Raw genomic sequence first — 23,643 nt, 5'->3', positions numbered from 1 at the left:
GAACATGTCCCAATCGTCTATTTCCGCGGCATCCTCGGCCAACGCAGCCCGCCGTGGCAGCGCTGTTTCCCGGCGCATTCTGATCAGCCTGGGGTGGCTGGTGTTCTTCCTGTTCCTGCTGCTGCCGCTGTTTATCGTGGTGTCTCAGGGCTTGAAGAACGGCCTCGGTACGTTTTTCACCGCGATCCTTGAACCGGACGCGTTGTCCGCACTGAAACTCACGGTGATCGCCGTGCTGATTTCGGTGCCACTCAACCTGGTGTTCGGCGTCAGCGCCGCCTGGTGCGTGAGCAAGTACTCGTTCCGTGGCAAGAGCATCCTGGTGACGCTGATCGACCTGCCGTTCTCGGTCTCCCCGGTGATCGCAGGCCTGGTCTACGTGCTGATGTTCGGCGCCCAGGGCTTGTTCGGCCCATGGCTGCAGGAGCACGACATCCAGATCGTGTTCGCCCTGCCGGGCATCGTGCTGGCGACCATCTTCGTGACCGTGCCATTCGTCGCCCGTGAACTGATCCCGCTGATGCAGGAGCAGGGCACCCAGGAAGAAGAGGCCGCGCGCCTGCTCGGAGCCAATGGCTGGCAGATGTTCTGGCATGTCACCGTGCCGAACATCAAATGGGGCCTGATCTACGGCGTGGTGCTGTGTACCGCACGGGCCATGGGTGAGTTCGGCGCGGTGTCGGTGGTGTCCGGCCACATTCGCGGCGTGACCAACACCTTGCCGCTGCACGTCGAGATTCTCTACAACGAATACAACCACGTTGCCGCCTTTGCGGTGGCGAGTCTGCTGCTGATCCTGGCGCTCTTCATCCTGCTGCTCAAGCAGTGGAGCGAGAACCGTATTAATCGCCTGCGCGCCGCTGCGGCTGAGGAATAAGTCATGTCGATCGAAGTCCGTAATGTCAGCAAGAACTTCAACGCCTTCAAGGCCCTGGACAGCATCAACCTGGATATCCAGAGTGGCGAGCTGGTGGCCTTGCTTGGGCCTTCCGGCTGCGGCAAGACCACCTTGCTGCGCATCATCGCCGGCCTGGAAACCCCGGATGACGGTAGCATCGTGTTCCACGGTGAAGACGTCTCCGGCCACGACGTGCGCGATCGCAACGTCGGTTTTGTGTTCCAGCACTACGCGCTGTTTCGCCACATGACCGTGTTCGACAACGTCGCCTTCGGCCTGCGCATGAAACCGAAAAAACAGCGCCCGAGCGAAAGCCAGATTGCGGCCAAGGTTCACGAACTGCTGAACATGGTGCAACTGGACTGGCTGGCCGACCGTTACCCGGAACAACTCTCCGGTGGCCAGCGCCAGCGTATCGCCCTGGCCCGCGCCCTGGCGGTGGAGCCGAAAGTGCTGCTGCTGGACGAACCTTTCGGCGCCCTCGACGCCAAGGTGCGTAAAGAACTGCGCCGCTGGCTGGCGCGCCTGCACGAAGACATCAACCTGACGTCGGTGTTCGTGACCCACGACCAGGAAGAGGCCATGGAAGTCGCCGACCGCATCGTGGTGATGAACAAAGGCGTGATCGAGCAGATCGGCTCACCGGGCGACGTCTACGAAAACCCGGCCAGCGATTTCGTCTACCACTTCCTCGGCGACTCCAACCGCCTGCACCTGGGTGAAGACAAGCACGTGCTGTTCCGCCCCCACGAAGTGTCGCTGTCGCGGCATGAGCTGGAAGACCACCACGCGGCTGAAGTGCGTGATATTCGTCCATTGGGCGCGACCACGCGGGTAACCTTGAAGGTCGAAGGCCAGACAGACCTGATCGAAGCCGAAGTGGTGAAAGACCACGACAGCCTGACCGGTTTGGCTCGCGGCGAGACCTTGTTCTTCAAACCCAAGGTCTGGCAGAAAGCCTGAGCCCCAAACAGAAATCCCAATGTGAAACAGGTTCAAGGTGGGAGGGGGCTTGCTCCCGATAGCGGTGTTTCAGCCAGCTTATCTGCTGCTGACCCACTGCAATCGGGAGCAAGCCCCCTCCCACATTCAGACCTGTCTCGGCTTCAGATCGCGGCGAACCACCGGTCCCGAGCGCTTCTCAATCTGTTGCTTGAGGCCCTGGCGAAACCCCAGCAAAAACGCCACCTCCGCCACCACAAACAACGGCCCCACAATCAGCCCCGATACGTCATCCACAAACGCGGGCTTCTTGCCTTCGTAGTAATGCCCGACAAACTGAATCACCCAACCCACCACAAACAGGCCGACGCCGCTGCTGAGCCACACCATCGTGCTCTGCGCCGCCAACGCATGCCCGGCCCATACCGACAAGCCCATCAACACCGTCATCAGCACCCCCAGGGCCAGTTCAAGCCGCAGGTAAAACCACGCCGAAAACAGCGCGACGATCACCGCCGGGGAAAGCCACAGCCCGCCCACCGCCCATTCGGGGCGTGACAGCAGCACGGCCACCGCGACCACAATCATCGGGATGCCAATGAAGTGGCTGGCGATATTGCGCGGGTCGCGGTGGTAGGCGGCGTATTGACTGAGATGATCGACGAGGCTTTTCATTGTTGTTCCTCCTGTAGGATGTTTGATCATGCCCTGTCAGCCTGGGACTAACTGTCAGCTGGGCGACAATCTTCGGAGTTCTCATGGATGCGACGCAATGGCACTCCCGGTTGGCCGTCGGTCACTGGTTCAGTCACCTGCCCGTACCGTTCCAGCATAGTCTGCTGGCCCATGCGCGGCTGCGGCAGCTGACGGCGGGACAGTACCTGTTCAAGCGCGGCGACCCGCCCTGTGGCTTGTATGCGGTGCTCGACGGCACCCTGCGTGTCAGTGCGGTGAATGAGCACGGCAAGGAAGCGCTGTTGAGCCTGGTGGGGGCGCCCTACTGGTTCGGCGAGATCTGCCTGTTCGACGGTTTGCCGCGCACCCATGACGCCTGCGCCACGGGGCCGTGCACGCTGGTGCAGGTGCCGCAGCAGGCGCTGTTGAAGATTCTTGATGAATCCCCTCGGTACTGGCGCGACCTGGCGTTGCTGATGAGCCAGAAGCTGCGCCTGAGTTTTATCGGCCTCGAACAGCTCAGCCTGATGCCCGCCTCGGTTCGCCTGGCCCATCGACTGTTGATGATCGTTGAGGGTTACGGCGACATGGAACCGTCAAAGCGCGTGCTGCAACTGCCCCAGGAAGACCTGGCGGCGATGCTGAGCCTGTCGCGCCAGACCACCAATGCCTTGCTCAAGGACCTGCAAACCCAGGGCATCGTGCGCCTGGGCTACGGCGAGATCGAAATCCTCGATGCACAGCGGCTACGAGAGGCGGCGCACACCTGAGGGTGTTAGCCTGCAAACCTGATCAATCGAGGTGTGTTATGCGTGTCCTGTTAGTGGAACATGAATCCGAAGAGGCGCAGCGGATGGCCCAGGGCTTGAACGAGGCCGGTTACACCGTGGAAGTTGCGGCCAACGGCATGGCGGCGCAGCGCTTTGTCGAAAGCGCTGAGTACGACCTGGTGATCCTGGATGTGATGCTGCCTGGCCTGAATGCCTGGAAGCTGCAGCAGGCGATCCGGCAGAAGGGCGAAACGCCGGTGTTGTTCCTGACCACGCCGGGCGGGATTGAGGATCGCCTGCGTGGCTTGGAGCTGCATGAGGATGATTACCTGCTCAAGCCGTTTGAGGCCAAGGGGTTGGTGATGCGGGTGAAGAAACTGTTGCGGCGGGATCGGGGTCGCTGATTGATCCCGTCACTGTAGTGCCTGAAAGATTGCCATCGGGAGCAAGCCCCCTCCCACAGGAGAACGCATTTCAAATGTGGGAGGGGGCTTGCTCCCGATGAGGCCTTCAGCCTCCCCACAAATCCCCCTACCGCAACCCATCCCGAAACTGCCCCGGCGTCATCCCCGTCCAGCGCTTGAACGCCCGGTTAAAGCTGCTGGTATCAGCAAACCCCAACAGGTGACTGATCTCCGCCAACGAGCACTGTGGATCACGCAGATGCAACAACGCCAGATTCTCCCGGCACTCATTGAGCAGCGCATCAAACCGACACCCCTCATCCGCCAGATGCCGCTGCAAACTGCGCAAACTCAAGTGCAGCGCCTGGGCAATCCGCTCGGCACTCGGTTCGCCATCGGGCAGTTGCGCCTCGATGGCCGCGCGCACCTTGCGTTCCCAGGTCAGCGGTTGCAGTTGGGCCAGAGTGCGTTTGAGCACGGTTTCGTTGTGTTCGGCCAGTTCCGGGTTGGCGTCGTCCAGGTGGCTGTCGAAATCGCGGGCGGCAAATTCGAGGCGGTCTTCTTCGGCGCCGAAAAACACCGGTGCGCGGAACACCGCGTGCCAGGGCTTGGGGTCGGCAGGTTGCGGGCGCCGCAGGTACACCGCCAACGGCGCGTAGTCGCGGCCCAGGCGGTTGCGGCACGTGCGCACATAGATCGCGGCAAACGCATCGATGGCTTCCAGCGCCGGCGCCGGGCTGCCCGGCGGTTGCAGCAGGCGAAAGCGGTAGCGCTCGCCATCGCCGCTGAGCTCCAGGGTCAGGGCATCGCTGACTACCTGGTGATACCGCACGATGCGCTCGAACACCTCGCGCAGGCTGCCACTCGCCACCAGCGCATAACCCAGCGCATGAAAGGTGGTCGGGCTGACAAACCGCGACACCCGCAACCCGATGGCCGGATCGCCGCTGGCCTGCACCGCCAGTTCCCACAAACGCGTGGTGGCCGACAGCGGGTAGCGCGCGTTGGGGTCGTCCATCTGCTGCGGATCGAGCCCGGCCTGGGCGCATAGCGCGGCGCTGTCGAGACCGAGGGCATCGAGCTGCTTGCGCAGGGCGCGGGTCCAGCTGGCGAGGGAAGTCGGTTCGGTCATGGCGATTGGCGCTTGCGGTCAACAGGTTGGCGTGTGGGGCTAGCGTCCTGCAAGAAGCCCTGGTGCAGGATGTAACCATCAATGAATAAGAGGATGGGAGCATGGACGGTACTTCTGCAAGTCCCCAGCAGATGAACGCGCAACAGCGTTCGGCGCATATCCGCGAGGTGGTGCTCGCCGAAGGCGTGCGCTTGCGTCGCCGGCACCCGTGGTTGCAGCATCAGGACGCCCTGGGCGCGGGCATCCTGGCCTTTGCCTTGCTGGGCATGATCGGCTCGGCGGCGCTCTATATCAGCGGTCATATGGCCTGGTGGGCCTGCCTGCTGCTCAATGCGTTCCTCGCCTCACTGACCCACGAGCTGGAACACGACCTGATCCACAGCATGTACTTTCGCAAACAGCGCGTGCCGCACAACCTGATGATGGGCCTGGTGTGGCTGGCGCGGCCGAGCACCATCAACCCGTGGATCCGTCGCCACCTGCACCTCAATCACCACAAGGTCTCCGGCACTGAGACCGATATGGAAGAGCGTGCGATCACCAACGGCGAGCCCTGGGGCTTCGCGCGGTTGCTGATGGTGGGCGATAACGTGATGTCGGCGTTTATCCGCATGCTGCGCGCCAAGACCTGGGGCCACAAACTCAAGATCCTCAAGCGCTCGCTGCTGGTCTACGCACCGCTGGCGCTGCTGCATTGGGGCGCGTGGTACGTCTTCCTCGGTTTCCATGCCGCCAACGGCATCGCCAGCCTGCTGGGCACGCCGATCGACTGGTCCACCGGCACCTTGCAGATGATGCAGGTGATCGACATCGCCGCCGTGGTGATCATCGGCCCCAACGTGCTGCGCACCTTTTGCCTGCACTTTGTCAGCTCCAACATGCACTACTACGGCGATGTGGAACTGGGCAATGTGATCCAGCAAACCCAAGTGCTGAACCCGTGGTGGATGTGGCCGTTGCAGGCGTTCTGCTTCAACTTCGGCAGCACCCACGGGATTCACCATTTTGTGGTGAAGGAGCCGTTCTACATCCGCCAGATGACGGCCAAGGTGGCGCATAAGGTCATGGCCGAGATGGGCGTGCGCTTCAATGATTTCGGCACGTTTGCGCGGGCTAATCGGCTTGGCTTTCCACCGCCAGCAGCGTCTCGATCAACGCTTTCGCCGCAGGCGACAAGCGCACCCCAGCGCGGCTGATCACACCACAGCGGTTGTTCAAGCTGTCGAGGGCGTGGGGCAGGTTGCGCCAGTGCAGCACCTGCAACTCGCCCCGGGCGAATGCCTCGACGAAGGCTTCTTCAGCCCCCAGTCCGATGGCGTCCGCCGCGCGTACGAAGCTGCGGTTTCGTTGTAGCGCAGTTGGCGAAGGTCCATGGTGTGCCCGGCATCCTGTGGGAGAACCGGGATTTTAAGAGGGTTACTTATTCCGTCAACGAAGCACTGTTGGTTTATGTAGATCTTAAATGCATGTCTATAGAGCAGGCGCAGTCCGGTACGTGGCCGGGCTGAACACTCGCGTCACCACCAGCATCGCCACCGCCGTGACCGTCAGCACCACCCAGGCGCTGACAAAGTTGCCGGTCAGCTCGCGCAGCCAGCCGGTCATCCACGGCGACACCGCGTTGATCAAGAAACCCACGCCTTGCACAAAGGCCGCCAGTTGCCCTGCTTGGCGTGGGTCGCGGTGGTGGTCGAGGGTCAGCAGCAGGCTCAAGGCGAAACACGCGCCCAAGCCGAAGCCACACAACGCCACCCATAGGTGCGCAGACGCCTGCGGCGCGACGATCAGGCCGAGGTAACCCACGGTCTGGGCCAGCAGGGCAATGCCCAGCAGCGGCCGACGGTCGATACCGCGTTGCGCCAGCACCGGCATCAACAGCGCGGCGATCACCTGGAAAATGGTCATGAACGCCAGCAGCGAACCACTGGGCAACACACCCCAGCCCAGTTGCTGATAGTAGGCCGGCAACCACGCCACCAGGCTCATGTAGCCGCAATTGACCAGGCCGAAATACAGCGCCAGCAACCAGGCGCGGCGATTGCGCAGGTCCTTGAAGGCCGGCACCACCTGTGGATTTCTGGCCGCGCCCAGGGGCAGCCAGGCCCACAGCAGCAAGGCGCCCAGCGCCGGCAGCAGCCACACCCCCAACCCCGCCTGCCACTCCTGGAAATGCGTGGCCACCAGCGGGCTGAGCAGCGCTGCCAGCCCGCCGCCGGCCATCAGCGAGGCTGAGTACACACCCATCGCCACCGGCACGCGATGACGGAATTCGCGCTTGATCATCGCCGGCACCAAGGCCTGGATCAGCGCCACCCCCGCGCCGCCGAGCAGCGCCGTGACCAGCAGCGCCGACGCCTGGCCCATCAACCAGCGTGCCAGGCACGCCAGCAGGATCATCATCAAGCCCAGGGCGACGCCGCGCCGCTCGCCCAGACGGGCTTCCACGCGCACGCCCACCAGCGCCACCAACCCCATGCACACCACCGGCAGGCTGGTCAGCAGGGCGCTGCTCTGGAAACTCAGGCCGGTGGCTTGGCGAATCTCGCCGAGCAACGGGCTGATGGAACTGAGGATCGGCCGCAGGTTCAGGCCGAGCACCACCAGCAGGCCCCAGCCGGCGAGGGATTTATTCAGGGTCATGCAACGCTCTTGCAGTCGGTAAATGAGGCGTGAGTATGGTCAGCGCCAAAGGTATTCTGAAATTAAATATAACCATGACAATCAGTGGCTAATGGAATGGTGACGCCCATGTTCGATCCCGTGTTGTTGCGCAGTTTTGTCGCTGTGGTGGACTGCGGCAATTTCACCCGCGCCGCCGAGCGCCTGCACTTGACCCAGTCCACCGTGAGCCAGCAGATCCGCCGCCTGGAAGAGGCGGTGGCGTGCCAGTTGCTGGACCGCGACCAGCGCCGCGTGGTCGCCACCGCTGAGGGCGAGCGCTTACTGGCCTATGCACGGCGCATCCTCGCGCTGCATGAAGAAGCCGCCGATGTGTTGATCAACCAACAGAGCGACGGCGTGCTGCGCCTCGGCGTACCGGAAGACTTTGCCGCCGAGCGCCTGATGCCGTTGCTGTCGGCGTTTGTGCTGGCGTATCCACGGGTGCGGCTGGAGGTCACCAGCGGCCTGGGGCCCGAGTTGCAGCGTCAGTACCGCAGTGGTGAATTCGACGTGTTGCTGGTCAAGCAGATGGGCAGCAGCGATGACTGCCTGGCGTCGTGGCCCGAGCCGCTGTGTTGGGTAGACAGCCACAGCACGCCGTGCCTGGGGCGCGACCCTCTGCCGTTGGTGGCATTCCCGGTGGGCGGCCTGTACCGCAATGAAATGCTGCACCACCTGGAAGTGGGCGGCTGGCGCTGGCGTATCGGTTATTCCAGCGCAAGCCTGGCCAGCGTGTGTTCGGCGGTGGCGGCGGGATTGGGTGTGAGTCTGTTGCCGCGACGGGTCGTGCAGCCAGGGCATGTGGAACTGGGGCCGGACAGTGGTTTGCCCGTGGTGCAAGGCGTGCGTCTGGCGTTGTATGCCCGTCATGGCCTGAGTGCCGCAGGGCAGTGCTTACAGGCTGAACTGTTCGATTTGTGCGCAAACAGCCCCGTTGAGCCATGCCTTAACTGAATATTTTGTATGCCTGAAAAACATCAAAAAAAACCACCTCGGCGCCAAGCACCGAGTGGTGAGTTGGTCGACCTTGGGCGGCCGCACCGCGCGCCGTTGGGGCAATTGCGAACGCAGCAAACCCCGAAGCGCTTTTGCAAGCTGACGATGGAGTGAACTACGGCGAAGTGGCGCGAGCCATGGCGTCTATCGAGCGCGGGCATTACCAAGCTGTCGGTGATTACCGCACGTTAGTGGCAAAAGCCTCGACAAGTTTTTGGCCGTCTCCTTGGCAGGGTGCGGCCTTTTTTTTGCCTGAAATTCAAGCCACGCCGCCAATTCCCACATTTGAACCTCATGCAGGTTTGAGTTTTTGGTTATTAATAAATAGCTTCTTATTCCTTAACGAATATAACCCTCGTCCCTATACTGTCCTGCAACGTTAAACGCTGCAGGAGGGCACACCCATGCACAGCGAGTCGATTCGTTACCTGATCGTGCCTGGCTGGCAAGGATCGCCAGAAGATCATTGGCAAACTCATTGGCAGAACAGCCTGCCCAACAGCGCGCGTGTGGAGCAGGCCGATTGGCTGACGCCGCGCCGCGAAGACTGGGTAGCCGCGCTGGCCGAGGCGATCGCCGCCGACAGCACCCCGGTGATTCTGATCGCCCATAGCCTGGGCTGCATCACCGTGGCCCATTGGGCTGCCACTGCACCCGTGCAGTTCCTGCGGCAGGTGCGCGGGGCCTTGCTGGTGGCTCCTGCGGACGTCGAACGTCCGGCGTGCTCGCCCGCCCTGCGCAACTTTGCGCCGATCCCGACCGACCTGCTGCCCTTTCCCAGCCAGGTGGTCAGTTCCGATAACGACAGCGCCGTCAGCGCCCCCCGTGCCCTGGAGCTGGCGCGTCACTGGGGCGCCGAAGCCGGCATCCTGTCCGGGGCCGGGCATATCAATGTGAAGTCCGGTCACCAGCGCTGGGAGCAGGGGTTCGCCTACCTGTATCGCCTGCAAAGCCGCCTCGAGCATCACGCCCGGCGCACCGCCTGATATTTTTTCAACGCCCCGTCCCTGAGTGGATTGGGGGCGGGAGCCTGCCATGAGTCTGCATGAAACCTTCGGTCAGCCACTGCTGACCTTTCCCGACGCCGAAAAAAGCCCGCTGAGCATCCGCGCCAAGGCGTTGGTGTTTGTTGACCCACGCTCGCGGCAACTGCGCGAAGACTTGGAAAATCTCGCCCCGCGCGCCTTGCCTGTATTGATTCGGGGCGAGACCGGCAGCGGTAAAGAGTTGCTGGCGCGGCATATTCACCGGGGCAGCGACCGCTCCGGTTTGTTTGTCTCGGTCAATTGCGGCGCCATCAGCCCAACCTACGCCGACGCCGAGTTGTTCGGCTATGCCGCCGGCGCCCACAGTGGCTCGGCCAGCAGCCGGGCCGGGTGGTTTGGCTCGGCGAATGGCGGCACCTTGTACCTGGATGAGATCGGCGACCTGCCGCTGCCGATCCAGGTGAAACTGCTGGCGGCCCTGGAAAACCATGAAGTCACCCGCGTTGGCGCCCACCAGCCGAGCCCGGTGGACGTGCGCCTGGTGGCCGCCACCAGTATCGACCTGGCCCAGGCCGTGGCCGCCGGCAAGTTTCATGAGCGGCTGTTCCATTATCTCAGCGAAGGTCAGTTGGATTTGCCGGCATTGCGTGAGCGGGTGGGCGATATCCTGTCGTTGGCCGAATACTTTCTGGGTATCTACAGCCAGCGCCTGGACCTGCCGGTGCCCCTGATCAGCGATGCGGCCCAGCATGTGCTGGAACACCACAGTTGGCCGGGCAATACCCGTGAGTTGGAGAACGTCATCCACTTCGCCTTGCTGGTGAGCAGTGGCGACGAAATTCTGCCCGAGCATCTGAACCTGCCGGTGGCGGGCTCGCCGTTGGAACAAGTGCAGCGGATTTTCGCCAATGCGAGCCCGGCTGAGCAGGAAGACTTGCGCCGCTTTCTACGCGAACAAGCCGCTACATGAGCAAAATGGAATATCAACGTGAATAAAAGATATTGTTCGGGAATAAAAAATATAGGTATTGTCCCTCCCACGCCGCGATAGCACTTCGCTGGCACACCACATAAAAAACGGTCGTCAGAGACGCCCCGGAATTTCGATAAGGACACTGCATGAAAAAGGTTCTGTTGTTTACCGCACTGGCGGCTGCCCTGACTGCAAGCTTCGCCCAGGCCAACGAGAAACTGGTGGTTGCCGCGACCCCGGTCCCGCACGCCGAGATCCTCGAACTGGTCAAGCCAGCCCTGAAAAAAGAAGGCGTGGACCTGGAAATCAAAGTCTTCACCGACTACGTCCAGCCAAACGTGCAGGTTGCCGAGAAGCGCCTGGACGCCAACTACTTCCAGACCCTGCCGTACCTGGAAAACTTCAACAAGGGCAAGGGCACCAACCTGGTCACCGTGGTTGGCGTGCACGTTGAGCCCTTCGGCGGTTACTCGAAAAAGATCAAGAATATTTCCGAGCTCAAGGATGGCGCCACCGTGGCCATCCCGAACGAAGGCTCCAACAGCGGCCGCGCCCTGTTGCTGCTGCAGAAAGCCGGTGTGATTACCCTGAAAGACCCGACCAACGCCCTGGCCACGCCGAAAGACATCGCCAGCAACCCGAAGAACCTGAAGTTCAAAGAGCTGGAATCGGCCCTGCTGCCACGTGTGCTGGACCAGGTTGACCTGGATATGATCAACACCAACTACGCGCTGGAAGCGGGTCTTAACCCGGCCAAGGACGCGCTGATCATCGAAAGTGCCGACTCGCCGTACGTGAACTTCCTGGTGGCTCGTCCGGACAACAAGGACAGCGACGCTATCCAGAAACTGTCCAAGGCCCTGACCAGCCCGGAAGTCAAAGCCTTCATCGAGAAGAAGTACAACGGTGCAGTCGTGCCCGCGTTCTGATGTAAGCCAAAACCCCCTTCAAGGTTTCAACGCCGGCGGCTACTACAGCGTCGGCGTTTTTTATGCCTGGAATTTGGAATGCAATCGAAATGTGGGAGGGGGCTTGCTCCCGATAGCGGTGTGTCAGTCAAAGATGTACTGACTAAACCACCGCTATCGGGAGCAAGCCCCCTCCCACAATTGATCTTCATCTCACTTTGGATTGTTAGTGGTTTTAGAGCGCTCGGCTGTTAATCGCCCTGCGCAACGCCACCAACCATTTCACCAGCTCCTGCGGATCAATCGGTTTCGCTTTGTTCATTGTTCATTCCCTCGAAAACAGACCCCCCAACCATAGCTGTCACCTGCCAAACCCGCGAATCGGGGCTGAATGTTACGGTTTCTACCGCCACGCTCGTGCTACGCGACGTTGGCCCTGTCGAGACGGAAGATGAGCCTGCCCCTGTTCAATGGGTAATCCGATAGTTTTCCGAGGCGCCCATCTCGCCATTTCCTTGGCCGATTCGAATCATGTAATGGATGGGATGGACGCCCAGGTGTTGCAGCAATACAGCTCGGGGAATATGTGTGCGAATTTGCTGCGGTGGGTTGTTGTTGAATTCGATATCCACCACCGGCCGCCGGCTGATGAAGATCTGGAGACGGTCCTTGCTCGTACCTATATCGGTCGGCTGGATGATGACCGTCGCTCCTTGGTCGGGGACATTCTTCAAGGACAGTTCATAGTGGTCGGAAGGCGGCGTCGGCGGCGTGGCTTCGGTAATCTGCAGGGGTGGAAGCATTTTTTTATCTTGGCTGCTCATTGGGTCTACCTCAGTACAGGGGGCGTGATTTGCTTGCACTGCAGCACGCGCGAATGACCGTGCAGCAAGACCGGGGTCAATGTTTACGAGGGTTGTCGAGGGCTGTCTACTGTTAGAACTCACAGGTCGCGCCGGCTTGGGAACCCTGATCTAAGCTCACAGTCGCATACACACTGGCACATCGCATCGCGCACAAGGAGTCCGCATGGGCGGTCGTATTTCCACCTGTATCGTCGGTTTGGGTTTAGTGGTGTTGCTGAGCGCTTGCGGCCAGGAAAACGCCGAACCCAAGCAGCATTCCCGAGTATTTGTGCAAACCGTGCAACCCGCGGATTTCGCCGCGGCCGTCACGTTGACCGGGGATGTGCAGGCGCGCGTGCAGACCGACTTGTCCTTCCGCGTCGGCGGCAAGATCATCCAGCGCATGGTGGATGTGGGTGACCGCGTGACCGCCAGGCAAGTGCTGGCCAAGCTTGATCCCAAGGATTTGCAGACCAACGTCGATTCCGCCCAGGCCCAGGTCGTGGCCGAACAGGCGCGGGTCAAGCAGACCGCCGCCGCGTTTGTGCGCCAGGAAAAACTCCTGCCCAAGGGCTACACCAGCCGCAGCGAATACGATTCCGCCCAGGCCGCGCTGCGCAGCAGCCAAAGTGCCCTGGCCGCCGCGCAGGCGCAGTTGGCCAACGCCCGTGAACAACTCGGCTATACCGCGCTGATTGCGGATGCGCCGGGAGTGATCACCGCGCGCCAGGCCGAAGTCGGTCAGGTGGTACAGGCCACCGTGCCGATTTTCAGCCTGGCCACCGATGGCGAGCGCGATGCGGTGTTCAACGTTTATGAGTCACTGCTGGTTGAGCCGCCGCCCGATGCGCCGATCACCGTCAGCCTGCTGGATAACCCGAGCATCAAGGCCGTGGGTAAAGTGCGTGAAGTCACACCGACCGTGGCCGCCAATACCGGCACGGTGCAAGTGAAGATCGCCCTGCAATCGTTGCCCGAAGGCATGCGGCTTGGTTCGGTGGTCAGCGCCACCGCCAATGGCCCGGCCAAATCGAGCATCGAGCTGCCCTGGTCGGCGTTGACCAAAGACCTCAGCGAGCCCGCCGTATGGCTGGTGGACGGCGAGGGCAAGGCGCAACTGCACAAGGTCAGTGTGGCGCGTTACCTCACGGGCAAAGTGATTATTGGCGACGGCCTCAAGGGCGGCGAAAAAGTCGTGGTGGCTGGTGGGCAACTACTGCACCCCGGCATGCTGGTCGAGATCGCCCAGCCAGGAGCCCAGCCATGAAGCGCCTGACGGTTGTACTCGCCGCCAGCCTGTTGCTGATGGCCTGCTCCAAGGAAGAACCGGCGCCTGAGCCCGTGCGCCCGGTGCTGTCCATGGAGGTGAAGTCCGAAGACCAGGAGACCCTCGGCCGCTTCGCCGGCACCATCCAGGCTCGCTACGAAAGCAACCTGGGCTTCCGCGTCCCCGGTCGCATCGCCCGGCGTGCCGTGGATGTGGGCGCCGAAGTGGAGAAGGGCGCCTTGCTCGCCGTGCTCGACCCTACCGACCAACAGAACCAGTTGCGCGCCGCCCAAGGCGATTTGGCGCGGGTGCAGGCGCAGTTCATCAATGCCCAGGCCAATGCCCGTCGCCAGCAGGAGCTGTTCAACCGTGGTGTCGGCGCCCAGGCCCAACTGGATGTGGCCCAGACCGACCTGAAAACCACCCAGGCTTCCCTCGACCAGGCCCGGGCTTCGGTCAATCAAGCCAAAGACCAGCTCAACTACGCCGAACTGCGCACCGACCACGCCGGCATCGTCACCGCCTGGAATGCCGAGGCCGGCCAGGTGGTCAGCGCCGGTCAGCAAGTGGTGACCCTGGCGCGCCCGGACATCAAGGAGGCGGTCATCGACCTGCCCGCCGGCCTCGCCGAGCGCCTGCCGCCGGATGGGGTGTTCCTCGTCGCCGGGCAACTCGACCCCAGCGTCAACACCACCGCCACCGTGCGCGAGATCGAACCCCAGGCCCAAAGCGCCACGCGCACCCGTCGCGCGCGCCTGACCCTGGCCGAAACGCCGCCCGCGTTCCGCCTTGGCACGGCGGTCAGCGTGACCTTGAGTTCGGCCATCGCCCCACGCATCGAGTTGCCCCTGAGCGCCTTGCAGGAAGTCGACGGCAAGACCCGCATCTGGTTGCTCGATACCCAAAGCCAGACCGTACAACCGCGCGACATCACGGTGCTTAGCCGTGACGCTGACAGCGCCTTGCTCAACGGCGGCGTCAAACCCGGCGAACGTATCGTTACCGCCGGCGTGAACAGCCTGAAGCCCGGGCAGAAAGTCAAAATCGACGAGGACAGCCCGCGATGAAAGGCAGCTTCAACTTATCCGAGTGGGCCCTCAAGCATCAGTCCTTCGTCTGGTACCTGATGTTCGTCGCGTTGCTGATGGGCGTGTTCTCCTACATGAACCTGGGCCGCGAGGAAGACCCCTCGTTCACCATCAAGACCATGGTGATCCAGACCCGCTGGCCGGGCGCGACCCAGGAAGAAACCCTCAGGCAGGTCACCGACCGCATCGAGAAAAAGCTCGAGGAACTCGACTCCCTCGACTACGTGAAAAGCTACACGCGACCGGGTGAATCCACGGTGTTCGTGTTCCTCAAGGACACCACCAGCGCCAAGGCGATTCCGGAGATCTGGTACCAGGTCCGCAAGAAGATCGACGACATTCGCGGCACCTTCCCCCAGGGCTTGCAGGGGCCGTCGTTCAACGACGAATTCGGCGATGTGTTCGGCTCGGTGTATGCCTTTACCGGCGACGGCCTGTCGATGCGCCAGTTGCGCGACTACGTGGAGCAGGTGCGCGCCGAGATCCGTTCGGTGCCGGGGCTGGGCAAGGTCGAGATGATCGGCCAGCAGGACGAAGTGATTTACCTGAATTTCTCCACGCGCAAACTGGCGGCCCTGGGCATTGACCAGCGCCAGGTGGTGCAAAGCCTGCAATCGCAGAACGCGGTGACCCCCGCCGGGGTGATCGAGGCCGGGCCGGAGCGCATCTCGGTGCGTACTTCGGGGCAGTTCGCCTCGGAAAAAGACCTGGCCAACGTCAACCTGCGCCTCAATGACCGCTTCTATCGCCTGGCCGATATCGCCGAGATCAGCCGTGGCTATGTTGACCCTGCGCGACCGATGTTCCGCTTCAACGGCAAGCCGGCGATTGGCTTGGCCATCGCCATGCAGAAGGGCGGCAACATCCAGTCGTTCGGCAAGGCACTGCACACGCGCATGGACGAACTGACCGCCGACCTGCCGGTGGGCGTCGGTGTGCATAAGGTCTCCGACCAGGCCGAAGTGGTGGAAGAGGCGGTCGGCGGCTTTACCAGCGCGCTGTTCGAAGCGGTGATCATCGTGCTGGTGGTGAGCTTTATCAGCCTCGGCATGCGCGCCGGGCTGGTGGTGGCGTGCTCGATTCCACTGGTGCTGGCGCTGGTGTTCGTGTTCATGGAATACAGCGGCATCACCATGCAGCGCGTGTCGCTGGGTGCGTTGATCATCGCCCTCGGCCTGTTGGTGGACGACGCGATGATCACCGTGGAGATGATGATCACACGTCTGGAAAAAGGCGAAACCAAGGAGCAGGCGGCCACCTATGCCTACACCTCCACGGCATTCCCGATGCTCACCGGTACCTTGGTGACCGTCGCCGGTTTCGTGCCGATTGGCCTCAACGCCAGTTCGGCGGGGGAGTACACCTTCACCCTGTTCGCGGTGATTGCCGTGGCGATGCTGGTGTCATGGGTGGTGGCGGTATTGTTTGCGCCGGTGATCGGCGTGCATATCCTCAGTGCCAAGGTGAAACCCCACAGCGCCGAGCCGGGGCGCATCGGCCGCGCGTTCAATGGCGGCATGCTGTGGGCCATGCGCAACCGTTGGTGGGCCATCGGCATCACCGTGGGCCTGTTCGTGGCGTCGGTGTTCTCCATGCAGTTTGTGCAGAACCAGTTCTTCCCGTCGTCGGACCGCCCGGAAATTCTCGTCGACCTCAACCTGCCGCAAAACGCCTCGATCAACGAGACGCGCAAGACGGTCGACCGTCTGGAAGCGATCATCAAGGACGACCCGGACATTACGCGCTGGAGCACCTATATCGGCCAGGGTGCGATCCGTTTCTACCTGCCCCTCGACCAGCAACTGGAAAACCCCTACTACGCGCAGTTGGTGATCGTCAGCAAAGGCCTGGAAGAGCGCGGTGCCTTGATTGCGCGCCTGCAAAAGCGCCTGCGTGACGACTTCGTGGGGATCGGCAGTTTTGTGCAACCGCTGGAAATGGGCCCGCCGGTGGGGCGTCCGATCCAGTATCGCGTGTCCGGTAAAGACACCGACCAGGTGCGCAAGCACGCCATCGAACTGGCGACCCTGCTGGATAAAAACACCCACCTGGGCGAGATCATCTACGACTGGAACGAGCCGGGCAAAGTGCTGCGCATCGACATTGCCCAGGACAAGGCGCGCCAGCTCGGGCTGTCATCCGAAGACGTGGCGCAGTTGATGAACAGCGTGGTCAGTGGTGCGTCGGTAACCCAGGTGCACGACGACATCTACCTGATCAACGTGGTCGGCCGTGCCGAGGACGCCGAGCGCGGTACGCCGGAAACCTTGCAGAACCTGCAGATCGTCACGCCCAACGGCACCTCGATCCCGCTGCTGGCCTTCGCCACCGTGCGCTATGAACTGGAACAGCCGCTGGTGTGGCGTCGCGACCGCAAGCCGACGATCACCATTAAAGCGTCGGTGCGCGATGAGATGCAGCCGACCGACCTGGTCAAGCAGCTCAAGCCGGAGATCGACGCATTCAGCGCCGGCCTGCCGGTGGGTTACAAGGTCGCCACGGGCGGCACCGTGGAAGAAAGCGGCAAGGCTCAGGGCCCGATTGCCAGCGTGGTGCCGCTGATGCTGTTCCTCATGGCGACCTTCCTGATGATCCAACTGCACAGCGTGCAGAAGATGTTCCTGGTGGCCAGTGTCGCGCCGCTGGGGCTGATCGGCGTGGTGCTGGCGTTGATCCCCACGGGCACGCCCATGGGCTTTGTGGCGATCCTCGGTATCCTGGCGCTGATCGGCATCATCATCCGTAACTCGGTGATCCTGGTGACGCAGATCCACGAATATGAAGTGGCCGGCTACACGCCGTGGGACGCGGTGGTGGAAGCCACCGAGCACCGGCGTCGGCCGATCCTGCTCACGGCGGCTGCGGCGAGCCTGGGCATGATCCCGATTGCTCGGGAAGTGTTCTGGGGGCCGATGGCCTACGCGATGATTGGCGGCATCATCATCGCCACCTTGCTGACGCTGTTGTTCCTGCCGGCGCTGTATGTGGCCTGGTACAAGATCCGCGAACCCCAACGTTAAAAATGTGGGAGGGGGCTTGCCCCCGATGGCGGTGGGTCAGTCAAAGATGCTCCAACTGATCCACTGCTATCGGGAGCAAGCCCCCTCCCACATTTGGAATGCGTTGCCTCTAAGGTTTGCGCCAGACACTGGCCAACCAAGGCTGCTGCTCTCGAGGCAATCCCTGCGGCCGGTAGTAATGCTCCAACTCCACAAAGCCGGCGGCGGTGAGCAGTGTTTGCCACGCCTCCAGGTCGTGATAAGCGCCATAGCGCGGCCCATTCCAGCCTTCCTGGTTCTCACCCCGCGGGTTGGAGCTGAACAGCACACCCCCAGGTTTCAACGCCCCATGCAGTTGTTTGAGCACACGCGGCAGTTCCTGCTTGGGGATATGAAACAGCACCGCATTGGCAAAGATCCCGTCAAAGCGTTCAGCCGGTAAATCCAGCTTGAGGAAGTCCTGCTGCAACACCTCACAGCCGCTGTCTTCGCGCGCCATCTGCGCAAACCGCTCGGAGCCGTCCAGGCCGACGGCGATATGCCCCATGCGCGTAAAGGTCTGCAAATCCCGCCCCGGCCCGCAGCCGAAGTCCAGCACGGTAAAGGGCGCAGTGCATTGGATATGCCGCAGCAGCGCGTCGATGTTCTGGCTCACATCGTGATCGCGGGTGCCTTCACGGAAGTCCTCGGCCACCTTGTTGTAGTGGCCGAGGGTGGTGGACGTGATCTGGTCGAGGTCGTCGGGCTTGAGGGGCATGGTGGGCAATACCGGGTGTTGAGATGACCCGACTATACCTTGTGGCGAGCGGGCATGCCCCGCGTTGGGCTGCGCAGCCGCCCCAGCTTTCAGCGCTTGTTCAGCACCCGCGCCAACCGATCGCCACCCAACTGGATCACCGCCACCAGGATCACCAGCAGCACAATCACCGTGAGCATGATCTGCGTATCAAAGCGCTGGTAGCCGTAGCGATAGGCAATGTCGCCCAAGCCGCCCGCACCAATGGCCCCGGCCATGGCGGACGAGTTGATCATGGTCACCAGAGTGATGGTGAACCCGCCGACAATCCCCGGCAGCGCTTCGGGCAGCAGTACATGCCAGATGATGTGCCAGCGCCGGCACCCCATGGCCTGGGCGGCTTCAATCAGGCCGTGGTCGACCTCGCGCAGACTCACTTCGGCAATGCGCGCGAAGAACGGTGTGGCGGCGATGGTCAGCGGCACAACCGCCGCCCACACGCCGTAGGTGGTGCCGACGATCAGCCGCGTGAAGGGGATCAGCGCCACCATCAGGATCAAAAACGGAATCGAGCGGAACAGATTGACGAATGCCCCCAGCACCCGGTTCAGCGCCGGTGCCTGGTAGATGCCGCCCTTGTCGCTGGTCACCAGAAACACCGCCAGCGGAATCCCCACCAGCAAGGCGATCAACGATGACACGCCGACCATCAACAAGGTGTCGATGGCACCCTGCACTAAACGATCAAACCACATAGCCCAGCACCTCCACCTGTTGTGCCCAGTTCGCGGCGCGGTTGCGCAGTTCTTCGGTGTTATGGGGTGACCCGTTCACCGCCAGCAGCAGTTGCCCCAAGGCATGCCCCTGAATCCGTTCGACACCGCCTTGCAGCAGACGCACGCGCCCGCCGAGGGCGCTGAACAGCGCGGCCAGGTCCGGTTCATCGCTGGCACTGCCGGTGAACTGCAAGCGCAGCACCACGGCGGCGTCCGGTGATTCAGGCTGGGTGTGCAAACGGTTTTGCAGTTCTTCCGGCAGCCCATGTTGCAGCGGCGCCAGCAGGGTCTTGCTGACTTCATGTTGCGGGTTGCCGAACACTTGCCACACCGGGCCTTGTTCGACGATGCGCCCGTGTTCGAGCACCACCACGCGGTCGCAGATGTCGCGGATCACCGCCATCTCATGGGTGATCAACACGATGGTCAGGCCCAGGCGCCGGTTGATCTCGCGCAGCAGGCCGAGGATCGATTGGGTGGTCTCCGGGTCAAGGGCCGAGGTGGCTTCGTCGCACAGCAGGATCTGCGGGTCGTGCACCAGCGAACGGGCAATGCCCACGCGCTGTTTCTGCCCGCCGGACAGCTGCGCCGGGTAGGCCTTGTGCTTGTCCTGCAAGCCGACCAATTCCAGCAGCTCGCGCACTTTTTGCTCACGCTGGGGCTTGGGCACGCCGGCGACTTTCAGCGGCAATTCGACGTTCTGCCACACGGTCTTGGCCGACATCAGGTTGAAGTGCTGGAAGATCATGCCGATACGCCGACGCAGCGCTACCAGGTGGTCTTCGTCGAACTCGCCGATGTCGACCTGATCGATCAACACGCGCCCGCTGCTGGGTTGTTCCAGGCGGTTGATGGTGCGGATCAGCGACGATTTGCCGGCGCCGCTGCGGCCGATAATGCCGAACACTTCACCGCGCTGGATCGCCAGGTCGATGCCTTGCAAGGCATGCACGCCGCCGTCGTAGGTTTTGCCCAGGTTGATAAAACGCACGTGCGCGCGGTTCAGGTCCGGATGCAGTTCTGTCTGTTCGGCGTCCCTGGGCGGTAAACCCAGGTCGCGCAGTTGAGAGTGGGCGGCGGTCATTTTTTATCGTCCCAACCGACTTGGTACAACTTGCCGAGGGATTTATCCAGCGCCGCGCGCACCACTGGCGAGTGCTGGTAGATGTCGACGAACTTGATCACGCGCGGGTCGGTTTTGCTCTTGGGCTGGATCACGAACTGGATCACGTATTCCGGGTGGTCGAGGCCGTCTAACAGCAGCGCCGACTCGGCATCGAAGGTCTTGGACAGGCGGATGTACGCCGGGTAGCCCTGCACCAGGTCCGCATCGTCATAGGCGCGCACCAGCTGCACGGCTTCGACTTGCAGGATCTTGATCTTCTTCGGGTTGGTGACGATGTCTTCTTCGGTGGCCTTGTAGCCCACGCCCGGCTTGAGGGTGATCAAGCCGGCCTTGGCCAGCAGTTGCAAGCCGCGACCGCTGTTGATCGGATCGTTGGCAATTGCCACGCTGGCGCCTTGGGGCAGGTCGTTGATGCTTTTGTATTTCTTCGAGTACAGGCCGACGTTGTTGATGATGCCCGGCGCGTACGGCACCAGGTCAAAACCGGCGGCGGCCTTGGCGTTTTCCAGGAACGGGATGTGCTGGAAGTAGTTCACGTCAATATCGCCGGCGGCCAGGCTGACGTTGGGCGCGATCCAGTCGGTGAATTCCACCAGCTCGACGTTCAGGCCTTGCTTGCCGGCTTCGGCGACTGCGGCTTCCAGGGGAATCGCGAAGGCGGCAGTGGTGCCGATTTTCAACGGTGCATCGGCGGCGAACACCGCCGAGCTGAACAACCCGAAGGCCAAGGCCAGTGCTTTGACTGGGTTATTGAGGAATGTCTTTTTCATAGTGGGTTTCCAGTCATAAGGTATTAGGACAAACAATGCAGATCCAATGTGGGAGGGGGCTTGCTCCCGATAGCAGTGGTTCAGTTGGCAAATGTGGTGACTGATACACCGCTATCGGGAGCAAGCCCCCTCCCACATTTTTCAATCAGTGGCGGTAGGTCGAGCCGGTGTGTTGTTCAGGTAGGCGAGCACTGGCGTGGAAGACTTTTTCCCGTAGCGTGCCGCTCTCATATTCGGTCTTGTACGACCCCCGCTTCTGCAACTCCGGCACCACCAGGTCGATAAAGTCCACATAGCTTTCCGGCGTGACAATGCGCGTCAGGTTGAAGCCATCCAGCCCGGTTTCGCTGATCCAGGATTCCAGCTCGTCAGCGACCTGTTCGGGCGAGCCGACCAGGGTGATATAGCGTCCGCCGAGGGCGTGCTGCTCAAGCAATTTGCGCCGGGTCCAGTCGTTGTTTTGCAGGTTCTTGGTGGCCGACTGGATCGCGTTGCTCTTCACGTACTGGATCGGTTCGTCGAGTTCGTATTGGGAAAAATCAATCGCGGTGGACGCCGAAAAGTGCGCCACGCCGGCCTCCGCGCTGGCATAGCTCAGGTACTCGGCATGCTTGGCCCAGGCCAGTTCTTCGGTGGCGCCGACGATCACGTTCAGCCCCATGAACACCTTGATGTCTTGCGGGTTGCGCCCGGCCTCGACCGCGCTGGTGCGTACCTTGTCCACCTGCACCTTAGTCGCGGCCTTGTTCTGCCCGCTGATAAACACGCACTCGGCATGGCGCCCGGCAAACACCAAGCCACGGTCCGAACTGCCGGCCTGGAACAGCACCGGCGTACGCTGCGGCGACGGTTCGCACAGGTGGTAACCCTCCACCTGATAGAACTCGCCATGGTGCTCGACCTTGTGCACCTTGCCCGGCTGCGCGTAGACCCGCGCCTGCGGATCGTTGAGCACCGCGTCGTCTTCCCAGCTGCCTTCCCAGAGTTTGTAGAGCACCTCCAGGTATTCATCGGCCTGGTCGTAGCGCCGGTCATGCTCGACCTGTTCGGTGAGGCCCATGGCCTTGGCGGCGCTGTCGAGGTAGCCGGTGACGATGTTCCAGCCCACCCGGCCACGGCTCAGGTGGTCGAGCGTGGACATGCGCCGGGCGAACAGATACGGCGGCTCATAGGTGAGGTTGGCGGTCAGGCCGAAACCGAGGTTGTTGGTTACGGCGGCCATCGCCGAGACCAGCAGCAGCGGGTCGTTGACCGGCAGTTGGATCGACTCCTTGAGCGGCACATCGATGGAGTTCTGGTACACGTCATACACGCCGACGATATCGGCGATGAACAAACCGTCGAACAGCCCGCGCTCCAGGGTTTGTGCCAGGTCGGTCCAGTACTCGATGCTTTTGTACTGGGTGGACGTGTCCCGTGGATGGGTCCACATGCCGTGGTTGATATGCCCGATGCAGTTCATGTTTAAGGCATTGAGCAGGATCTTTTTCTTTGCCATCAAATGGTCCCCCGCAGTGGCGGGTTTTCAGCGTTGAGGTAGTAATTGCCTACAGCAAAGTACTTCCAGCGCACCGGGTCGTGCAGGGTGTGCACGCGGGCGTTGCGCCAGTGGCGGTCGAGGCCGTGCTCGGCCAGGGTGGCCTGGCTGCCGGCGAGTTCGAACAGGGTGCTGCCGGCGGCCAGGGAAATCTCGGTGCTCAAGGCGCGGACTTCAGCGACGGCGATGGACGCCGCCGCCACGGTGTCGGCATTGCTGTCGGCCTGGGTGCGGTCGAGGTGTTCGCCTGCGCGTTCCAGCAATGCCTCGGCGGCGTGCAGGCGAATGCTCAGGTGGCCGAAGCTCTTCAGGGTCAGCGGGTCTTCGGTGGCTTTGTCGTTGCCGGAATCGATCCACGGGCGGGTCTTGGTGCGCACAAAGTGCAGCGCATCTTCAAAGGCCGCGCGGGCGATGCCGGTGTCGATGGCGGCGTGAAGAATCTGCGCCAGCGGGCCGACGTTGGTCGGGCGCTCAAACGCACTCTGGAACGGGATCACGTCTTGCGCCGCAACCCACACGTTATCGAACACCACCGAGCCGCTGCCGGTGGTGCGCTGGCCAAAGCCGCTCCAGTCGTCGATAACCGTCAGCCCCTCGCTGTCGCGGGGCACGAAGGCCAGTTGCTGGATGCCGTGTTCATCCACCACCGAGGTGGGGATGCGCTGGGCATAGATCGCGCCGGTGGCGTAGAACTTGCGGCCGGTGATGCGGAAGCCGTCGCCGTCGCGGGTGATGGACGTAACACGGTCGTGGGCGGTCTTGGTGCCCAGTTCCGCCAGGGCGTTGCCGAAACGCTGGCCGGCGAGCACTTCGGCATACAGGCGTTGTTGCTGTTCAGGGCTGCCATTCACGCGCAGCACTTCGAGGGCGTAGAAATGGTTTTGCGGAATCTGGCCCAGGGAGGCATCAGCCTGGGCGATGAGGGCAATGACCTTGGCCAGGGTGACGTTGGACACACCGGCACCGCCGTATGCCTTGGGCACGCTGATGCCCCACAGGCCGGAGCGCGAGAACACGTCCAGCTCGGGCAGCGGCAGGCGGCGTTCGCGGTCGCGCTGGGCGCTGTCGCGACGGAAGTCTTCGGCCAGGTCGCTGGCGACAATAAGGGCTTGTTCGTCGCTGGTGATAACCGCGACACGGTGAGAAAGGGTCAT

At 62.2% G+C, this 23,643-nt stretch carries 22 protein-coding genes and 2 pseudogenes; 13 read left to right on the top strand and 11 right to left on the bottom strand.

All coding sequences use genetic code 11. The features are described from left to right. The first annotated feature begins 4 nt into the window (after positions 1 to 4). Both cysW and HCF10_RS16820 read left to right on the top strand, forming a co-directional pair. Positions 5 to 877: a sulfate ABC transporter permease subunit CysW gene (cysW, locus tag HCF10_RS16825; RefSeq protein ID WP_131697008.1), complete on the top strand. Its 873-nt coding sequence runs from the start codon at positions 5 to 7 to the stop codon at positions 875 to 877. Between the two features lie 3 nt (positions 878 to 880). After that, positions 881 to 1,861, top strand: a complete 981-nt coding sequence (locus HCF10_RS16820) for a sulfate/molybdate ABC transporter ATP-binding protein (RefSeq protein ID WP_131697007.1) — start codon at positions 881 to 883, stop codon at positions 1,859 to 1,861. Between the two features lie 126 nt (positions 1,862 to 1,987). On the opposite strand, the gene HCF10_RS16815 is transcribed toward HCF10_RS16820, so the two are convergent. Continuing rightward, positions 1,988 to 2,515 carry an Mpo1 family 2-hydroxy fatty acid dioxygenase gene (locus tag HCF10_RS16815; protein WP_167655999.1) on the bottom strand — a complete coding sequence of 176 codons (528 nt, stop codon included), beginning with the start codon at positions 2,513 to 2,515 and terminating at the stop codon, positions 1,988 to 1,990. A gap of 83 nt (positions 2,516 to 2,598) precedes the next feature. On the opposite strand from HCF10_RS16815, the gene HCF10_RS16810 reads away from it, so the two are divergent. Then, a complete protein-coding gene (locus HCF10_RS16810; RefSeq protein WP_167655998.1) occupies positions 2,599 to 3,285 on the top strand; it encodes a Crp/Fnr family transcriptional regulator in 687 nt (228 codons plus the stop codon). A 38-nt stretch (positions 3,286 to 3,323) separates the two neighbouring features. Beyond that, entirely contained in the window at positions 3,324 to 3,689 is a 366-nt protein-coding gene (locus HCF10_RS16805; RefSeq protein ID WP_131697004.1) for a response regulator, read from the top strand. Positions 3,690 to 3,816: 127 nt separating this feature from the next. On the opposite strand, the gene HCF10_RS16800 is transcribed toward HCF10_RS16805, so the two are convergent. Continuing rightward, complete coding sequence (locus HCF10_RS16800; protein WP_167655997.1) at positions 3,817 to 4,821, bottom strand: AraC family transcriptional regulator; 1,005 nt, start codon at positions 4,819 to 4,821, stop codon at positions 3,817 to 3,819. A 101-nt stretch (positions 4,822 to 4,922) separates the two neighbouring features. Between HCF10_RS16800 and HCF10_RS16795 the strand changes: the two genes are divergently transcribed. Next, positions 4,923 to 6,017: a fatty acid desaturase gene (locus tag HCF10_RS16795; RefSeq protein WP_167655996.1), complete on the top strand. Its 1,095-nt coding sequence runs from the start codon at positions 4,923 to 4,925 to the stop codon at positions 6,015 to 6,017. Here the strand turns inward: HCF10_RS16795 and HCF10_RS31450 are convergent. Further along, positions 5,935 to 6,153 (bottom strand): annotated as a pseudogene (locus HCF10_RS31450) (LysR family transcriptional regulator); the annotation flags it as partial. The gene HCF10_RS16795 and the pseudogene HCF10_RS31450 sit on opposite strands and share 83 nt — an antisense overlap. Before the next feature lie 138 nt (positions 6,154 to 6,291). Next, positions 6,292 to 7,461 (bottom strand): CynX/NimT family MFS transporter, encoded by a 1,170-nt coding sequence (locus HCF10_RS16790; protein ID WP_167655995.1) that lies wholly within the window; start codon positions 7,459 to 7,461, stop codon positions 6,292 to 6,294. Between the two features lie 108 nt (positions 7,462 to 7,569). On the opposite strand from HCF10_RS16790, the gene HCF10_RS16785 reads away from it, so the two are divergent. The 5 genes and pseudogenes from HCF10_RS16785 to HCF10_RS16765 all read left to right on the top strand — a co-directional run bounded on the left by HCF10_RS16785 (position 7,570) and on the right by HCF10_RS16765 (position 11,366). Then, on the top strand, positions 7,570 to 8,436 hold the full coding sequence (locus HCF10_RS16785; protein WP_167655994.1) for a LysR family transcriptional regulator: 867 nt from the start codon (positions 7,570 to 7,572) through the stop codon (positions 8,434 to 8,436). Between the two features lie 131 nt (positions 8,437 to 8,567). Then, positions 8,568 to 8,670: pseudogene (locus HCF10_RS16780) on the top strand (ExbD/TolR family protein); the annotation flags it as partial. A 212-nt stretch (positions 8,671 to 8,882) separates the two neighbouring features. Continuing rightward, positions 8,883 to 9,464: an alpha/beta hydrolase gene (locus tag HCF10_RS16775; RefSeq protein WP_131696999.1), complete on the top strand. Its 582-nt coding sequence runs from the start codon at positions 8,883 to 8,885 to the stop codon at positions 9,462 to 9,464. Positions 9,465 to 9,513: 49 nt separating this feature from the next. Further along, the gene (locus HCF10_RS16770; protein WP_167655993.1) at positions 9,514 to 10,434 is read left to right on the top strand and encodes a sigma 54-interacting transcriptional regulator; all 921 of its coding nucleotides are present in this window, start codon (positions 9,514 to 9,516) and stop codon (positions 10,432 to 10,434) included. A gap of 149 nt (positions 10,435 to 10,583) precedes the next feature. Then, a complete protein-coding gene (locus HCF10_RS16765) occupies positions 10,584 to 11,366 on the top strand; it encodes a MetQ/NlpA family ABC transporter substrate-binding protein (protein WP_145335766.1) in 783 nt (260 codons plus the stop codon). Between the two features lie 446 nt (positions 11,367 to 11,812). Here HCF10_RS16765 and HCF10_RS16760 read toward each other — a convergent pair whose 3' ends face one another. After that, a complete protein-coding gene (locus tag HCF10_RS16760) occupies positions 11,813 to 12,169 on the bottom strand; it encodes a hypothetical protein (RefSeq protein ID WP_131696996.1) in 357 nt (118 codons plus the stop codon). A gap of 205 nt (positions 12,170 to 12,374) precedes the next feature. Between HCF10_RS16760 and HCF10_RS16755 the strand changes: the two genes are divergently transcribed. The 3 genes from HCF10_RS16755 to HCF10_RS16745 are packed head-to-tail and all read left to right on the top strand — an operon-like array spanning position 12,375 to position 17,565. Continuing rightward, a complete protein-coding gene (locus HCF10_RS16755; RefSeq protein WP_167655992.1) occupies positions 12,375 to 13,457 on the top strand; it encodes an efflux RND transporter periplasmic adaptor subunit in 1,083 nt (360 codons plus the stop codon). Next, positions 13,454 to 14,524, top strand: coding sequence for an efflux RND transporter periplasmic adaptor subunit (locus tag HCF10_RS16750; protein WP_167655991.1), 1,071 nt, complete (start codon positions 13,454 to 13,456; stop codon positions 14,522 to 14,524). Before HCF10_RS16755 ends, HCF10_RS16750 begins: the two co-directional genes overlap by 4 nt. Continuing rightward, positions 14,521 to 17,565, top strand: a complete 3,045-nt coding sequence (locus HCF10_RS16745) for an efflux RND transporter permease subunit (RefSeq protein WP_167655990.1) — start codon at positions 14,521 to 14,523, stop codon at positions 17,563 to 17,565. The genes HCF10_RS16750 and HCF10_RS16745 overlap by 4 nt, the downstream gene beginning before the upstream one ends. A gap of 109 nt (positions 17,566 to 17,674) precedes the next feature. Here the strand turns inward: HCF10_RS16745 and HCF10_RS16740 are convergent, their stop codons facing one another. From HCF10_RS16740 to HCF10_RS16715, 6 genes are all read right to left on the bottom strand, one after another. After that, a complete protein-coding gene (locus HCF10_RS16740; RefSeq protein WP_167655989.1) occupies positions 17,675 to 18,301 on the bottom strand; it encodes a class I SAM-dependent methyltransferase in 627 nt (208 codons plus the stop codon). Positions 18,302 to 18,390: 89 nt separating this feature from the next. Continuing rightward, entirely contained in the window at positions 18,391 to 19,035 is a 645-nt protein-coding gene (locus HCF10_RS16735) for a methionine ABC transporter permease (RefSeq protein WP_016974994.1), read from the bottom strand. Continuing rightward, positions 19,025 to 20,140 carry a methionine ABC transporter ATP-binding protein gene (locus HCF10_RS16730; RefSeq protein WP_167655988.1) on the bottom strand — a complete coding sequence of 372 codons (1,116 nt, stop codon included), beginning with the start codon at positions 20,138 to 20,140 and terminating at the stop codon, positions 19,025 to 19,027. Before HCF10_RS16730 ends, HCF10_RS16735 begins: the two co-directional genes overlap by 11 nt. Continuing rightward, the gene (locus HCF10_RS16725) at positions 20,137 to 20,952 is read right to left on the bottom strand and encodes a MetQ/NlpA family ABC transporter substrate-binding protein (protein ID WP_167655987.1); all 816 of its coding nucleotides are present in this window, start codon (positions 20,950 to 20,952) and stop codon (positions 20,137 to 20,139) included. Before HCF10_RS16725 ends, HCF10_RS16730 begins: the two co-directional genes overlap by 4 nt. A 145-nt stretch (positions 20,953 to 21,097) precedes the next feature. Continuing rightward, positions 21,098 to 22,450: an LLM class flavin-dependent oxidoreductase gene (locus HCF10_RS16720; RefSeq protein ID WP_167655986.1), complete on the bottom strand. Its 1,353-nt coding sequence runs from the start codon at positions 22,448 to 22,450 to the stop codon at positions 21,098 to 21,100. After that, complete coding sequence (locus HCF10_RS16715) at positions 22,450 to 23,643, bottom strand: SfnB family sulfur acquisition oxidoreductase (RefSeq protein ID WP_167655985.1); 1,194 nt, start codon at positions 23,641 to 23,643, stop codon at positions 22,450 to 22,452. The genes HCF10_RS16720 and HCF10_RS16715 overlap by 1 nt, the downstream gene beginning before the upstream one ends.

The sequence above is a fragment of the Pseudomonas sp. B14(2022) genome (assembly GCF_012030485.1).
GTDB lineage: Bacteria > Pseudomonadota > Gammaproteobacteria > Pseudomonadales > Pseudomonadaceae > Aquipseudomonas.
This window is presented reverse-complemented; position numbering and strand designations above follow the sequence as displayed.